The following is a 15490-nucleotide window of genomic DNA, read 5'->3' on the forward strand; positions in this document are numbered from 1 at the left end:
CAGGCGCTCAAATTAAAAAACTACCTAATTAAACTAAAGTGTCCTTTGAAAATCCTAGTAGCACCTGTGTCGTCCACTAAATTTACCACGTACCAATAATCATTTGTAGCAAGTAACTTCCCATTAAACGTACCATTCCAACCTTCAGCCCAAGGCTTTAATTGTTTGATAAGCTTACCATACCTATCATAAATGAAAACAGTAGTGTTTTGCAAATACGCATTGCTTAGGCCTTTAACATTCCAAGTGTCATTGATACCATCGCCATTGGGCGTAAAAAACTTAGGAAAGCCCATGACGAAAACCTGAAGGCCAACCACTCCACAACCGTTTTTATCTCTCACATAAACAGTATGCTCTCCAGCAAATACATTTTGAAATACTGGACTATCTTGAAATGGCCCAAATTCATTATCCAAAGCAAAATCATAGTCTCCAATACCAATATTGGAATCATCAATGGCAATGGTGTTGTTATTTGATAAATCCTTAACTGTAACATCTGCTTCCGTAATTGTAGAAATTCCCGATGCTTTCACTTGAAACGAAACAGGAAATGATTCACAGCCTTCAACTGATGTTGCCACTACGGTATAAATATCTTCGGTTGCCACTGTAGCGGTTTCGGAGGTACTAACAATAGTATCGTTTGAATCTCGCCATTCAAATGAATAGGTTCCATTAGGATTAAAGGTGCTTAAATTAACGGAGCCTCCATTTAAACAAAAGGTTTGGGATTGGTCCACCTCAAATTCTGGACGCGGAAAAACTGTCAATATCAAATTTGGTCCTATACCAAAACAATCGCCATTATCTTCACTTTCAACCCTAACATACAAAGTTTCAGAAAACGGAGTACCATTGGTGTAATTTGTTGGATTTAGAATTTCATTTTCTTCTAATTGAGCATCAGACAAACTCTTAAAAAAGCGCACTGTTAAATTTTGACCTGTTGGAAATTGGTTTATGAAATCTGCAGAAACCGTAGTCAAATCGAACACATGAAAACCATCAGGAATATCGTCATCGTCACATGTATCTATCGCTCCAATAAAATTTGGTGAAAGCGCTGTTGTGGAAACATCAAGGATTATCATCGTAACATCATAACAGCCAGTTTCGTTATTCCCCACACGACCATAAATGGTATTTGAGGTTTGATTATTATAAGGTAACGGATTTAACGGATTATTGGCCATATTGGCATCATTTAGAGACGCATGGTACGTAATATCGAAATTAGCAGGAGATTCGCTAGTGATGATATCATCCAATTCATTTAAGTTAAAATTTGTAAACCCATCAGGGTTACCATCCTCATCACAATTTTGAAACGTTACCGCAGGCTGAACATTTGGTAGCGGATTTACCCGAATATTAAATGACACATCGGTGTAGCAGTTTACATTTAAATTATTCTCTATTCTAACATATATGGTTTGTTCATTTGCTGTAGTATTTTCGAAAGATCTTGGGTCTGCAACAATAGGTGTTAGTCTTGCATCATCAGTAAAGTACTGAAAGCTAAATTCGGCAGCATTACGTCCATTTAATAATACCTGTTCATATATAGTTAAATCAAATAGAGCGAGTCCGTTATTGGCATCTCCATCTAAGTCAGAATCACAGGTTTCCATCACGTCTATTTCTGAGGGGAGTAATGGTACTACGGTTTCATAAACAAACACCAACACCTCTAATCTATCTACACTTTCGCATCCAGAAACTGTCTGAGACGCGTAATAAGTTGTGTTGTTTTGTACTACCGTAGCTGAACTTATTTCCACACCTCCTATTGGAGTTTCATACCATTTTATATCAATCCCCACTGCATCCAAACCTGCTAGAGTTGTATTTTCTATGTCACAAAACTCCTGCAGGCCATTTCCTGTAGGCGCCATTGTTTGCTGCACCATTATAGTAACTGGTGTTCGTGTTGCTGTTGTACAACCATTTGCAGTGGCTTCAACGTAATAAGTCGCGGTATTTGTGAGAATAGGAGTATTAAACAAACTACCACTTGCAATAGCAGTTCCACCAGTGGGTGCAGAATACCAATTAACTATACCTATGGAAGCACTGGCACCCAAAGTTCCTGTTTCCCCAAAACAAATGGTAGTTTCGTCAACGCTCACAATATCTGGTATAGGATTCACTTGCACAATTACCGCTGTTCTTTCTCCGATGTAGCAACCGTTAACTGATGCCATAGCGTAATAGCTAGAAGTTGTATTTAGTACAGGAGTAGTGAATAACGATCCAGTAAAAACAGGTATTGTAGCTATTGGGCTATCAAACCAAGCTACATCGCCATTTGAAGCAGTTGCTTCCAAAGTAAAACTTCCAGGGCCACATATGGCAGGCGGTGTGACCACATTTGTGATTTCAGGAATATTTATTCTTGTACTGGCAGAAATATCGACAATAATATCTCCAGGTGTGCCACCATATTCTACGATGTAGCCTTGTGGATGGTATGGACTGGATGGATTTGTATCTCCTGCATTTGGTAAATCGTTCCATGACCCTAAATTACCAATATTTGGACTGGTTACATGTGCATAATCTTCATCCCCAAATTGGTTCGGTTCTCCAGTATTCCAATTGGCAAAATTTGGCGTTGTTCCGTTAGCTAAACCGTTCCAAAATATGGTTCCAGCTTCAGGTCCAGTCATCCATCTCCAAACCCCTTCTGTTTGTTCGTCACTTCCTCCTATCCAACCCGCACCTGCAGCTTGTTCACCGGAAAGTTGTGCTTCTTCTGGGGTAGTAATAGTAGCCAAATATCCTTTTAAGCCAAAATAGGTTCTTGCATCTGCTGCTGCCCTAGCGGCAGTCCATGTTATTCCTAAATCGGGAATATATTCATAATAATGACCTGTTGATGGTAAATAGTTTGCACTTCCAATGGTAAAAGAGAAAAATTTATCTCCTGCATCTGTGTTGACAGTTCCTTGGTAAACAACATCGTTTATAGCTGCAACTAAATCAGTATAATTCATAGAGGTACCACCACCAGATGCACTTGCAAATGACATTTTACCTTGGTTCGCATCCCATGTCCATACTATATTTGGATGGCTTCCCGTAAGAAGTAACGTATCTTCTCCAAATGTGTATCCCGTGGAAATTTGAACAAAAAATGTATCAATCTGTGTATCATCAGGATCAATAATATCAAAACTTGTAGCAATGCTAATCTGGGTACCTGGGCAATAACTTTGATCGCCAGTTGCAATTAGGTTAGGCGGCACATTTTGACACGCTACCCTAAATGCACAGAACATTATGATGAACGCAAAAAAACCCTTACAAAGACAATTCAAAACAATTTTTTTATAAAGTTAACTATTATCAATGATATTGCAGAAATATCTAGTTATGATACCAAAAATAGCTGGTGAGCTTTTAAAATGAACACTAATTTAAAGTGCTGAACTACAACTTCTAAATAAAAATTTATTTATTCTTCTCCTCGATCCATTTACTCAAATACCTTGTACTATGCAAGGTGTGATGCACTAGCATTTGTCCAATGAAATTATTTTGGCGCTTTTTTTCAAGATTGTCTAAAGTCTCATTTAATACATTCAGGAAAGTATTCTTGTGATGGTTTTTATTGAAATATGTATTGAAAATTTGAGGAATCGCCTTGTGTTTTTCGCTCCATAGTTGATTATCATTATAGAGCTTAACCGCTTTTTTAGCAATATCTTCAGGAGTATCACCAATAAATCCGCTCGCCATTATTGGGGCAACCATTCCTTCTGCCCCCACTTTAGTTGTAACTATCGGTGTACCGTTTTTCATGGCGTCGATAAATTTACCTTTTAGTCCAGCACCAAATCTAATAGGCGATAAACACACCTTTGCTTTTTGCATCACTTGATTTAAATCCTCAGCAAATCCTTTAATGAAAAATCCTTGCTTTTCATTCTGCAACTGAGTCACTTTTTCAGTAGCATACGCTCCGTAAACATGCAACTGAGCATATGGCAATTCCTTTCTAATCAAAGGCCATACGGCTTCTTTTAAATACAAGACAGCATCATAATTTGGAGGATGTAAAAAATTCCCAATAGTAATAAAATGTTGTCGCTCTTCAAATCTTGGGAGTTCAGAAAAATGGTGTTCTAAAATTTCATCTTCAAGAAAAGGCATATACAGCAATGATGATTCATCAACCTTAAAATCATTTTTTAGTATTTCCATTTCAGCTTTAGAAATAATTAAACTTAAATCACAACGATATATACTTGCAATTTCACGTTTTGCAACATCATTGAACAAATACTTTTTATCAAATGTCCGCTTGTCCTTTAAAGCTTGATGTCTTCCTTTGCGTAAAAAATGTAAATCTTCGGTATCTAAAATTTTAATGGCATTGGGACATTGTTCTGCAACCCGCCATCCAAATTGCTCTTCCATCATAAACCTATCGAACATAACAATTTGAGGATGCAATGTCTTAATAAAATCATCAAAACTTGAATCATTCAACGCGATAGTTTTTGCAGTAATACCAATAGTATTTAAATCAAAAGCATTTTGAGTTTTGGCACAGGGACTAGCAAATGTTATATGGTAGCTTTCAGAAAGAAATACATCAATTAACTGCAGCATGTGGCTTCCAGCCGCAGAACTATTGGGTTCTGGCCATACGTAGCCTATAATCAATAATTTTTTCTCCATAAATACGTGCGAAACTCAAATATCAAACTTCAAATAAATTTTATAATACTAAAGTTTGTTCTATTGGATTTTGGAATCTTATTCAGGCTTTGGTTGTAATCCGTACATCACACGTACTTGTTTTGCCCAATCTATTACGGCTTTAACCTGCGCTTCGGTTAATTTTGCATCGCCATGCGTCCATGTATAAGAATTTAATGGCATCTCTCCCTCTTCAACCTCCTCAATCAATTCCTCAAATTTATGGTCTTTTCGTTTAACGGAATTACCTTTCCACTTAGATACATTAAAATGCTTTTTCCCGTCTTTAACATGTCCAGCCAACCAATAATTTACTGGAGTAATACTATTATACCATGGATAACGGGTAGCATCACTATGGCAATCATAACAAGCGTTTTTTAAAATGAGTTTTACATTTTCGGGAGGATTTGTTTCAGCTTCAAAGGCATTTACTGAAGCGATATCGCCCTCATTTTTTTCCGGACCGAAAAATTGAGCTACTAGAAGTACAATCAATAGTACCAAACCTATTTTTTTTACTATTTTCATACGGTTGAATTTTAGATTTTAAAAATAAGAAAACCTTTTGACTACGGCTGAACTTTACAAAGAATTAAATTATGTAAATCACTCGCGTGAAAAACGTCTTTATTATGCCAATTTACTAGTTGAAAATCCTAAGTTGCTTCCTAAACTGCTGGACATTCTCTTTATGGTTAATGATAAAATTTCGCCCAGAGCTGCCTGGGTTTTAGAGTTTATGTGCGGTAATAAACCAGAAGCTATTGTACCGTATTTGGATACATTTACTGCCAACATAAAAAAAGTACACTTAGATTCAGCAGTACGACCTGTTGCAAAAATTTGCGAACTCCTGGCAAAAGCATATACATCAAAAGAAGATAATTTTATAAAACACCACTTAACAGAAGTTCATAAAGAACGTATTATCGAAATCTGTTTCGACTATATGATTAATGATGAAAAAGTAGCCCCAAAAGCTTACGCTATGCATACGCTGTTTCTTTTAGGAAAAGAATTTGATTGGATTTACCCAGAATTGGTTTTAATCTTAGAGCGCGATTTCCACTCGCAAAGCGCAGCCTTTAAAGCACGTGCAAGACATATTTTGAAAAAGATAAAGAAATCAACCAAAGAAAAACCATCTAAAAAATAATACATCTTATATCACAAATCGTAAATCAAAACGTATCTTTGTGGCTTTCTAAAAATCGAACAAAAATGTCTTTATCATCACTAAACGCCATTTCTCCAATTGATGGTCGTTACAGAAGCAAAATTGACGCATTAGGTGCATATTTTTCAGAAGAAGCTTTGATTAAATATCGTGTTTTAGTTGAAATAGAATATTTCATCGCACTTTGCGAAATTCCCTTACCCCAATTAGAAAAGGTAAATCACAACATTTTTGAAGATTTAAGAGCGATTTACAAAGATTTCTCTTCTGAAAATGCTGAGGCTATAAAAAAGATAGAGCGCATAACCAATCACGACGTTAAGGCTGTTGAGTATTTTATAAAAGAAAAATTTGATGCTTTAGGGCTTTCAGAATATAAAGAATTTATCCATTTTGGATTAACATCGCAGGACATTAATAATACGGCTATTCCATTAAGTATTAAAGAGGCCATGAATGATGTTTATGTTCCAGAATATTTTAATGTTTTAAATAGATTAAAGGAGCTAGTAAAAGATTGGGCTAAAGTTTCAATGTTAGCACGAACCCACGGGCAGCCTGCCTCCCCTACTCGTTTAGGTAAGGAAATTGAGGTGTTTGTTGTACGTTTAGAAGAGCAATTTAATTTATTAAATGATATACCTAGTGCCGCTAAATTTGGAGGCGCAACGGGTAATTTTAATGCACACCATGTTGCTTATCCAAATATTGACTGGAAAGCCTTTGGAAATGCATTTGTTCAAGAAAAATTAGGATTGCAGCACTCCTTCCCAACTACGCAGATTGAACATTACGATCATATGGCTGCGTTGTTCGATACTTTAAAACGCATCAATACTATTTTAATTGATTTGGACAGGGATGTTTGGACCTATGTATCGATGGACTATTTCAAACAAAAAATTAAAAAAGGAGAAGTTGGTAGCTCTGCAATGCCACACAAAGTAAATCCTATTGATTTTGAAAATTCTGAAGGAAACTTGGGTATTGCTAATGCCATTTTCGAACATCTCGCTGCTAAATTACCAATATCAAGATTACAACGCGACTTAACGGATAGTACGGTTTTAAGAAACGTTGGTGTACCTTTTGGCCATACTATCATAGGTTTTAAATCCACCTTAAAAGGATTAAACAAATTATTACTAAACGAAAGTAAGTTTGCTGAAGATTTAGAAAACAATTGGGCGGTAGTAGCTGAAGCGATTCAAACCATATTAAGAAGGGAAGGGTATCCAAATCCTTATGAAGCTTTAAAAGGACTTACTAGAACCAACGAAAGGATAAATCAAACTTCAATTTCAAATTTTATAGATACCTTAGAGGTTTCTGATGAAATTAAATCAGAATTAAAACAAATTACTCCAGGTAATTATACTGGAATTTAATTGATAATTATGTTGAGCGACAAACAATCTTTAGTACTTACCGGTTTTATGGCAGTTGGTATCTTTGTGTTCGGTGTGCTGGACATTCTGGATAACTTTTTAGTGCTTACCATTTTAACACTGGTGTTTTTTGCTATACTAATCAATTTACTTTACTCTAATTATCGCCAAAAACAAGACTAACTATTTCGATAGTCTATAAAAAAATAAATCAAAAAAGGTTTCCAAATTGGAAACCTTTTTTCTATTAACATTATAATCTATAAGTAATTTATCTACTTAAAAAAATCGAGCATTTCTTGAATCTGTGTCTCATCAAGATTTGATGTTTTTAATGCTTCACTAAGGGTTACCATTTTTTCAGGACTCATGTCACTTCCTAAAATTCTCACTACTGCAAAACCCATATCTTCTGCACTTCCAAAAAGTACCACTTCATCCGCTTCATCATCGTCACCAATATATTTTACCAAAATCTTTCTGCCTTTGTCACTAAACTCCATTAAGTCCTGATATTTGTCCTGCTTTAAAATGGATTTCACCTTACCTAGCTCTGTTGCATATACATCCTTGTTAGTATCGTTTATATTAAAACCTAAGAAATTCAACCTGCGTACTGAATTAAAAGCTTCATTCTGCTCTTCAGTAAAATTCGTTTTATCTAATTTCACCATAGATACCGGTAAATCCTGAGATATAAAATTTGGCTGTTCTTGATGATCTACAAAATAGCGCTGTAAACTTGGTTCACTATTACAGCTTACCAAAACAACACTTAATAAAGCTGTTATAAAAAAGGTTTTAACTGTTCGTTTCATTTGTTTGATGATTAAAATTAAGCTCTGAATGCTTAAATATTTAAAAGTTACACAAATTTTCTTCATTCTAAATTTAAAAGATAGAATGAAGAAAATATATGTTCATTTTATGATTGAAATTTGATGATATCTTATTTGTCTTTCTCTAAATGCTGCCCTCCAGGGATATTCATTTTTTGCGTTAACTTAGAGATTTCGTTTAAATCGATATCTCCTGTCATAGATACTACTACAGTTTCTATTTTACGCTCTTTTCCATTAATCTCAACTTTCTCATCCATTTTTCTATCAATACCTGTTACAAATATTAACAACTCTTCCACGTGGTCTGCATCCCTTCCTTCTTTTACATAAAACATCACTTCGGTACCATCATCCTTCACTTCCATAAGTTCTTCTAACTTACTAGAACGAGATTTTACCCATTTTGTAATATCTGCTGAAATTGCTGAATTATCAGTAACAATAGTTTTAAAACTGGTAATGCTTTTTACCATATCCATATAAGCTTGCGCCTCAGGGTCATCAACATCAATATTTATTTTTGCCAACATCTGGAACATCTTTGGTTTAATGTTCACAAAGGTTACATTAGGATCGTCACTGTACTTCTCAAAAACATTTTTTTGAGCCATTCCTGTTAACGGCAACAACATAATTGCCATAATTACTACTATTAATCGTGTTTTCATCTTATTTGTGTTAAGTGTATTTAAAGTTTTCATTTTTGTGTTTTTACTGATCTTTCTTAAAAATTATACTTGTCGAATTTTCGATCTCATTCAAATAATTTAAGGTGGACGCGCCTTTGTTTACCTCGTCTAAGTAGCCCACGGTAGCCGTACCTTTATTAAAATGATTTGAAATCATTGCTAATTGTTTAGAAACTTCGTTAAAAGCCTCTTCTGGTTCACAAAACGTACCAACTAGGTTTTGTTCACATTCGTCTGGACCTACAATTACGTCCTTACTAAAATAAACCCCCAACATTATAACCGCTACTGCTGCAACCGATAACCATTTGTAATTAAATCGCTTTTTAGTTTTTAATGGAAGGTCTTTAGTAAACTGTTCTTGTTGGTTTCCCAAAAAATACACAAACATGGGTTTGTAGTGCTCTAAGTGTGATGCAACGTTGTCTCCAGAAAAATAGTTTTTTAACACTTGCTCTTCCTTAAGGCTCGTTTCCCCGTTCTCGTACTTTTCAAGTAATTTTTCTATGCTATTTAATACCATAATTATGAGTATTAGTTAATCGTTCTCTTATTGTTTTTCTTGCTCTCGATAAGGCTACTCGTACTGCCGTATTATTCATATCCAGCATTTTCGCAATCTCATCAAAATCATATTCTTCTATGTCTCTTAGCTGAATTATCATGCGTTGTTGTTCGGGTAATTCTTCAATAATGCGCTCTACCCAACTTACACTATCATTCAGTTCCACTTGTTTTTGTAATGGTGTGTTTTTCTCCTCATAATTGCTATGTACAATCTTTAAATTTTGTGCCTGTTTTGACTTTAGCTTATCAAAACAAAAATTCTTTGTCATTGTCATAGAAAACGCCTCCACATTCTTATACTCACCAATCTTACTTTTATTTCGCCATAGTTTCAACAGCACCTCTTGGGTGGCGTCTTCGGCCTCTTCTGTAGAAACCAGCAGTCGTTTTGCTAAACGAAACACTTTATCCTTAAAAGGCATTACTATGTTTAAAAACTCATTCTGAGTCATTTTGGTTATGGTTAATGTTGTGGTTATAATAACTTTATTATCGCTATTTGTAATTACGACGAACCACTATTTATTTTGTTACAACAATATTTAAAAAAATTAAAAATTTGGGCGTAACCCACAAGGGGTCGGGCTTTCACTACTCGCTCCCTCCTGCGTCGGGGAGCTTAAACATACCGTTCAATCCCTTACGCGGGGCTTATCTGCTAACACCTATTTATAATAATAAACTATTTTCTCCCTTTTCTCCTGTCTCCTTTCTTTTAACACCAATTCATCGATTAATTTTTTATTGTACAATAATGTAAGTAAATTTAGGGTTTAATAGATTACTTATAGAAAATTGCGAAAAATGAAAAGAATAAAAGCCCTAGCACTAATTTTAGCTGCCCTAGTTTTAACAAGTTGTTTTGAGGATAGAGATGATAACACTGTTCAAGCCAGCAGTATTAATGATTTTGTATGGAAAGCAATGAATGCTGTGTATTTGTACAAAAGTGAAGTTCCAAATTTGGCCAATGATAGATTCACGAACAATGCTGAATATGCAGAATATTTAAACTCTTTCTCGTCTCCCGAAGCCCTATTTGAAAGCTTAATTTTTCAAAGACAAACAGTCGATAGGTTTAGTATTATTGTCGACGACTATATAGCATTAGAGCAACGCCAACAAGGTATTTTTAAAACTAATGGTATGGAGTTCGCTCTTTATGCCGCTCCAAATAGTAGCACAGACCTGGTTGGTGTTGTCAGATTGGTTTTAAACGGCAGCGAAGCCGATACGAAGGGCGTGAAAAGAGGGGACTTATTTGGTCAGATTAACGGTACAACAATCACAAGAACTAATGCTGGAGATCTATTAGGTCCAGATGTTTATACGATTAATTTAGGTACCTACAACGATAATGGCACCCCAGAAGATACAGATGATATTATTGAGCCCAATGGCACCAATATTACTTTAGAAAAATTTCAGTTTACGGAGAACCCAATTCATATCAATAAGGTTTTTCAGGTAGGCGGAGAAAATGTTGGGTATTTAATGTATAATGGGTTTACCAGAGGATCGGAAAACGAATTAAACACGGTTTTTGAAAACTTTAAATCTAACAATATACAGCACCTTGTTTTGGATTTACGCTATAACCCCGGTGGTAGTGTAAGCACAACAACATTTTTAGCTAGTATGATTACTGGGCAATTTAAAGGGCAAGTATTTGAAAAACTAGTTTTTAATGAAAATTTACAAACAGAAAATAGAGACTTCTTATTTACCGATAATTTTGATGGAAATACAATTAACAGCATTGGATTAACCAAAATATATGTACTAACAACCGATAGATCAGCTTCAGCAAGTGAAGGATTAATTAATGGCTTAAGACCTTATATAGAGGTTGTACAAATAGGTACTAATACTACTGGTAAAACACAAGCTTCAAATACTTTTTATGACTCTGGAGCCGAAAATGGATTTAGAAGACAAGGTGCTAATCCAGCGCACACTTATGCTCTCCAACCTTTAATTGCTAATGGGGTAAATCGGGATCTAGAAGCTGTTCCTGGCACTGGCTTAACTCCATCTATTGGTTTTGAATACGAAGAAAGACCATTGAATTTAGGTGTGTTGGGAGAGGTAAACGAGCCGATGTTAGCCTTGGCAATAACAGATATTGAAAATTCTACTAGTAAAAGAAATCTAATAAAGGAACAACCTGTATTGCTTATTAAATCAGAAATAGATAGTAATGATTTTCTTCCATTTGAAAAAGGTGGCATGATAGTAGATTAATCGAAATTTTATTGAAACCGCACAAAACCTATTTCAACTGGAGTTCTGGTAAAGACTCTGCACTTGCATTATATTATTTACTCCAGAGTGAAGAATATTCGGTTGAAGAATTAATTACAACTGTAAACTCACACTACAATCGTGTGTCCATGCATGGTTTAAGAAAGGAATTATTGCTTACACAAACTAATGCACTCGATATTCCTGCAAGTTTGATAGAACTTCCTGAAATGCCCAGTATGGAAGTGTATGAACAAAAAATGAATGAAACTGTTTCTAGATTAAAATCTGAAGGCTTTACACATTCAGCTTTTGGTGATATTTTTTTAGAAGATTTACGAAAGTATCGTGAAGACCAATTAGCAAAACAGGGCTTTAATGCTGTATTCCCTATTTGGAAAAGAGACACGAAAGCACTATTAAATGAGTTTTTAGGTTTAGGCTTTAAAACCATAATTGTTTGTGCCAACTCAAAATATTTCGATGAAGATTTTGTCGGAACAATTATCGATAAAAACTTCATCAATAATCTACCTGAAATTGTTGACCCTTGTGGCGAAAATGGAGAGTTTCATACCTTCTGCTTTGATGGACCAATTTTTAAAAACCCAATAGATTTTACAATAGGTGAAAAAGTATATCGAGAATATGATACACCAAATACTGATGATTCTGTTTGTAGTTCGGATAAATATGGTGTTTGGTACTGTGATTTAATTCCAAAATAAATCTGACAGTTCATTTTTTGTCATTCTGAACTCGTTTCAGATTCTTCAGTATCTCACATAAAAAAGAATGATTACCTGAAACAAGTTCTAGTTGACACTATTTAACTTGAGTTCGATATATATTCCTTATTAGTATGGCGAAAAAGAAAAGCTTTACAATTTCGACAGAGCGAGGAAGGAGCGAAGAGAAATCTCAAAAGCGATGAGATTCCTCCTCATACTTCGTTCGGAATGACAGCATATATATTGTTTTATCGATATTTAGCTGTTTAAATTGCAGTTTGCATCGAACCCACAGTTTTAGTTTCTAGGTAGAGCTTTCAGGTCAAAAGATAAATATGAATTATGCTATCTGTTGCTCCAAAGCAATAAAGTGGGTTTTCCTGCCATTAACATTTAATGGAAATATCTTTACCTCACATTTATACGGCGTACCATCTTTTTTATAATTAGTAATCACCTCAGTAAAGGGCAAATTGGTTCCTAGTTTTTCCTTAATGTTACTTCTTGACACCTCCGATGTTTTTGAACCCTGCAAAACTCTTGGTGTTTTTTTTAAAACTTCACGCTTTAAATACCCCGTCATTAGAGTAAATCCCTTATTCACCCATATTATATTTTGCTTTAAATCTGTTATCAGAATGGCCTCAAATGGCTGTTCATCAAATATAAAGTCAATATCATTCTGCCAATTCATTTTTTTGGCATAAGATTTCACCTTTCTTATATCCTGCAAACGCTCAGCTTCCTGTAATTTTTCAATATATCCTTGACTATAAATATCCCAACTTGTGAGTGGTGTAATTATCCTAGAACCCTTAGATATGGTTTTAGAAACTACTTCATATTCTGTTTTACTTAACGATGATAGGAACATATCCAGTCCCATCATATTATATAAATTATGCTTCATGACTCAAAGTTTATAAATTCAAGGTCATACCCAAACTCACATTTCTACCTCTTGTAGTATATCCTAAAATTTCAAGGTAATCTTCATTCAAAAGATTGGTGATGTTAGCAAAAAGTTTCACCTTGTTTTTAAGCATTTTATGACTGAAATATAAATCGATTAAAGAATAAGCACTTAAATCTTCGTTGGCAAACGTAGAAAAATTGGTATCTGTGCGCTTTCCAACAAATTGATAGTTTAGCGATGCAAAAGTATTTTCACAGATATCATACCCCAAACTAGCATTGGCTTTATGTTTTGGTATTCGCAAACGTATACCATCTTTAACTTCTGTAAACGTATAATTTGAAGACAACGATAAATTGTCCGTCAAATCCAATTGGGCTTCTATCTCAATACCGTGAACCGTAGCATCAGTCGTAGCATTCTCATAAGCCGAAGTAAAAATAATGGTATGTATTTCTTTTCTGTTGAAATAAACACCATTTACGCGAACGCCCTTTTTCGTATTGTATTCAATACCTCCCTCAAGCGTTGTGTTTTCTTCTGGCTTCAAATCAGGATTTGCGCCAAAAAAACCAAACAGTTGTGATAGATTTGGTGCAATAAATGACGTGGCATAAGATCCAAATACTTTTGCATAACCTTCATTAACCGAAATACTATAAGACGGATTCAAATTATACACAAAATGAGAACCATATTCGCTATGATTGTTCAGTCGCCCACCTACATTAATATTTAATCCAAAATCTGAAACATATACCAGATTTAAATATGGGTCTGTATTGGTAAAACTTTCTTCTTCGGCAAAAACACTGTTATAGTCCCCATAATTTATACCTATTATGGTATAAAACTGATTATTGAAGTTGTATTTATTAAAGGCATCAATCACATAACTATCTGCTTCATTGATTGAGCCAAAAGCCGAAATAGTTTCTCTATCAATTTTAGTGTAAGCTGCATTTACTTGAAAACTTCCATTTTTATAGGTTAGTTTTGGTGAAACTCCTACCCGCTTCTGTTGCGAAATATACTCATCGTTAGTATCGGCAAATGAGAAATTTGGAGGCGGAAACCCATCAATATCCGTTTTAAATTTATCTAAACTGGCGTAGGCTATCAATTCAAAATTATCACAAAACTCATAGCCTAATTTTAAATTGGTATTGTATCTAGAAAATGGGTCTTTTTCCGCGTTTTCAGACTTGAAAGCTGACAAGCCATCTGCAAATTGGTTACCAAAACTTGCTAAGTAGGTAAATTTATCTAAAGTACCGTTTACCGAAACATTATTGGTAAAACTCGCGCCGTTATAATTTAAATCATCTTGAGTTTGATTGGTACCAACCACGGTTAAAAAATTTCCTGAGATTTCATCTTTTGAAGCCTTTTTGGTAGTAATATTTATTACTGCAGTTGCAGCGCCATTACCATAAAGTGTACTGGCAGCACCTTTTATAATTTCGATAGACTCAATGGTATTTAAGTCTATCAACCTTAAATCTAATTCATTGTTTACTAAGGATGGATCGTTAATTTGAACACCATCAATCAACACTAAAACCTGTCTGTTATTTCCACCACGTACAAAACTTGAGATGTTTTGTCCTGCCACACTGCGCGTACCGTTTATTTCAATACCACTTTTGGTATTTATTAAATCTGTAAGCGTCCTGCCTTGGCTACGCTCAATTTCATTTTGAGAAATTTTAATAACCGTTTTTCCTGAATTTTCACGTTTCAAGGCAAAACGAGAGTCTGAAATAACAACTTCGTCAAGTTGCTCTACTTTAGTTGAATCAGTTTGCTGCTGCGCAAAACTAAACAACGAGCATCCTAAGCATAGGACACCAAAAACAGTTTTGTGTTTCATTTTAATGAATAATTACTCGAGAATCGCATGGATTATCATACGCAAACTTTTATCCCGAAAGTTTAACTTATTTGTTTGAAAATGGCAGGTCTCCTGACTTGCGTCTTCATGTTGGTCTTCCCATCAAAATTGACAGTGACATTAGAAGTATAACATGAAGCTTTGTAGCTTACAGTTGCGGGAACAGTTCTGGCCTTGACAATGATTGAGTCGCACCAGATTCCCTTTTAATCGACACTTGCTAGATCCTGAAACAAGTTCAGGATGACAAAAATGTCAAACCAAAATTCATTGCAAAAGTAAACAATCCCAGTAATGTTTATATTAAAACTTTAAATAATATTACT

General features: G+C 34.9%; 14 protein-coding genes and 1 riboswitch. Of the genes, 5 read left to right on the forward strand and 9 right to left on the reverse strand.

Annotated elements, in window-relative coordinates; genetic code table 11:
* Positions 1-20: 20 nt before the first annotated feature.
* The 3 genes from AC1B0Z_RS06220 to AC1B0Z_RS06230 form a co-directional block, all read right to left on the reverse strand.
* Positions 21-3254 (reverse strand): Ig-like domain-containing protein, encoded by a 3234-nt coding sequence (locus AC1B0Z_RS06220; RefSeq protein ID WP_483794765.1) that lies wholly within the window; start codon positions 3252-3254, stop codon positions 21-23.
* Positions 3255-3459: 205 nt separating this feature from the next.
* Positions 3460-4692, reverse strand: a complete 1233-nt coding sequence (locus tag AC1B0Z_RS06225; RefSeq protein WP_483794766.1) for a glycosyltransferase — start codon at positions 4690-4692, stop codon at positions 3460-3462.
* 78 nt (positions 4693-4770) lie between these two features.
* Positions 4771-5244: a heme-binding domain-containing protein gene (locus AC1B0Z_RS06230; protein WP_483794767.1), complete on the reverse strand. Its 474-nt coding sequence runs from the start codon at positions 5242-5244 to the stop codon at positions 4771-4773.
* Positions 5245-5281: 37 nt separating this feature from the next.
* Here AC1B0Z_RS06230 and AC1B0Z_RS06235 point away from each other — a divergent pair, with 37 nt between their 5' ends.
* The 3 genes from AC1B0Z_RS06235 to AC1B0Z_RS06245 all read left to right on the forward strand — a co-directional run bounded on the left by AC1B0Z_RS06235 (position 5282) and on the right by AC1B0Z_RS06245 (position 7464).
* A complete protein-coding gene (locus AC1B0Z_RS06235; protein ID WP_483794768.1) occupies positions 5282-5872 on the forward strand; it encodes an adenylosuccinate lyase in 591 nt (196 codons plus the stop codon).
* Between the two features lie 65 nt (positions 5873-5937).
* Entirely contained in the window at positions 5938-7281 is a 1344-nt protein-coding gene (purB, locus tag AC1B0Z_RS06240; protein ID WP_483794769.1) for an adenylosuccinate lyase, read from the forward strand.
* Between the two features lie 9 nt (positions 7282-7290).
* A complete protein-coding gene (locus AC1B0Z_RS06245; protein WP_483794770.1) occupies positions 7291-7464 on the forward strand; it encodes a hypothetical protein in 174 nt (57 codons plus the stop codon).
* Between the two features lie 92 nt (positions 7465-7556).
* Here AC1B0Z_RS06245 and AC1B0Z_RS06250 read toward each other — a convergent pair whose 3' ends face one another.
* The 4 genes from AC1B0Z_RS06250 to AC1B0Z_RS06265 all read right to left on the reverse strand — a co-directional run bounded on the left by AC1B0Z_RS06250 (position 7557) and on the right by AC1B0Z_RS06265 (position 9831).
* A complete protein-coding gene (locus AC1B0Z_RS06250; protein WP_483794771.1) occupies positions 7557-8099 on the reverse strand; it encodes a DUF4252 domain-containing protein in 543 nt (180 codons plus the stop codon).
* A gap of 131 nt (positions 8100-8230) precedes the next feature.
* The gene (locus AC1B0Z_RS06255) at positions 8231-8824 is read right to left on the reverse strand and encodes a DUF4252 domain-containing protein (protein WP_483794772.1); all 594 of its coding nucleotides are present in this window, start codon (positions 8822-8824) and stop codon (positions 8231-8233) included.
* Between the two features lie 10 nt (positions 8825-8834).
* On the reverse strand, positions 8835-9335 hold the full coding sequence (locus tag AC1B0Z_RS06260) for a hypothetical protein (protein WP_483794773.1): 501 nt from the start codon (positions 9333-9335) through the stop codon (positions 8835-8837).
* On the reverse strand, positions 9322-9831 hold the full coding sequence (locus AC1B0Z_RS06265; protein ID WP_130963460.1) for an RNA polymerase sigma factor: 510 nt from the start codon (positions 9829-9831) through the stop codon (positions 9322-9324). The genes AC1B0Z_RS06260 and AC1B0Z_RS06265 overlap by 14 nt, the downstream gene beginning before the upstream one ends.
* Before the next feature lie 352 nt (positions 9832-10183).
* Here AC1B0Z_RS06265 and AC1B0Z_RS06270 point away from each other — a divergent pair, with 352 nt between their 5' ends.
* Both AC1B0Z_RS06270 and AC1B0Z_RS06275 read left to right on the forward strand, forming a co-directional pair.
* Entirely contained in the window at positions 10184-11623 is a 1440-nt protein-coding gene (locus tag AC1B0Z_RS06270) for a S41 family peptidase (RefSeq protein WP_483794774.1), read from the forward strand.
* Between the two features lie 11 nt (positions 11624-11634).
* Positions 11635-12351, forward strand: coding sequence for a Dph6-related ATP pyrophosphatase (locus tag AC1B0Z_RS06275; protein ID WP_483794775.1), 717 nt, complete (start codon positions 11635-11637; stop codon positions 12349-12351).
* Positions 12352-12694: 343 nt separating this feature from the next.
* On the opposite strand, the gene AC1B0Z_RS06280 is transcribed toward AC1B0Z_RS06275, so the two are convergent.
* Together AC1B0Z_RS06280 and AC1B0Z_RS06285 are read right to left on the reverse strand one after the other, a co-directional pair.
* Entirely contained in the window at positions 12695-13264 is a 570-nt protein-coding gene (locus AC1B0Z_RS06280; RefSeq protein ID WP_483794776.1) for a PAS domain-containing protein, read from the reverse strand.
* Between the two features lie 10 nt (positions 13265-13274).
* Complete coding sequence (locus AC1B0Z_RS06285) at positions 13275-15143, reverse strand: TonB-dependent receptor plug domain-containing protein (RefSeq protein ID WP_483794777.1); 1869 nt, start codon at positions 15141-15143, stop codon at positions 13275-13277.
* Positions 15144-15209: 66 nt separating this feature from the next.
* Positions 15210-15417, reverse strand: a riboswitch (cobalamin riboswitch).
* Positions 15418-15490 lie beyond the last annotated feature (73 nt).

It is taken from the genome of Hyunsoonleella sp. J2K-J805 (assembly GCF_057167125.1).

Bases quoted from the DNA above. Each gene is read 5' to 3' on its own strand.
- AC1B0Z_RS06225 (WP_483794766.1), bottom strand. From the start codon at position 4,692: ATGGAGAAAAAATTATTGATTATAGGCTACGTATGGCCAGAACCCAAT.
- AC1B0Z_RS06230 (WP_483794767.1), bottom strand. From the start codon at position 5,244: ATGAAAATAGTAAAAAAAATAGGTTTGGTACTATTGATTGTACTTCTA.
- purB (WP_483794769.1), top strand. From the start codon at position 5,938: ATGTCTTTATCATCACTAAACGCCATTTCTCCAATTGATGGTCGTTAC.
- AC1B0Z_RS06245 (WP_483794770.1), top strand. From the start codon at position 7,291: ATGTTGAGCGACAAACAATCTTTAGTACTTACCGGTTTTATGGCAGTT.
- AC1B0Z_RS06250 (WP_483794771.1), bottom strand. From the start codon at position 8,099: ATGAAACGAACAGTTAAAACCTTTTTTATAACAGCTTTATTAAGTGTT.
- AC1B0Z_RS06255 (WP_483794772.1), bottom strand. From the start codon at position 8,824: ATGAAAACTTTAAATACACTTAACACAAATAAGATGAAAACACGATTA.
- AC1B0Z_RS06260 (WP_483794773.1), bottom strand. From the start codon at position 9,335: ATGGTATTAAATAGCATAGAAAAATTACTTGAAAAGTACGAGAACGGG.
- AC1B0Z_RS06265 (WP_130963460.1), bottom strand. From the start codon at position 9,831: ATGACTCAGAATGAGTTTTTAAACATAGTAATGCCTTTTAAGGATAAA.
- AC1B0Z_RS06270 (WP_483794774.1), top strand. From the start codon at position 10,184: ATGAAAAGAATAAAAGCCCTAGCACTAATTTTAGCTGCCCTAGTTTTA.
- AC1B0Z_RS06280 (WP_483794776.1), bottom strand. From the start codon at position 13,264: ATGAAGCATAATTTATATAATATGATGGGACTGGATATGTTCCTATCA.
- AC1B0Z_RS06285 (WP_483794777.1), bottom strand. From the start codon at position 15,143: ATGAAACACAAAACTGTTTTTGGTGTCCTATGCTTAGGATGCTCGTTG.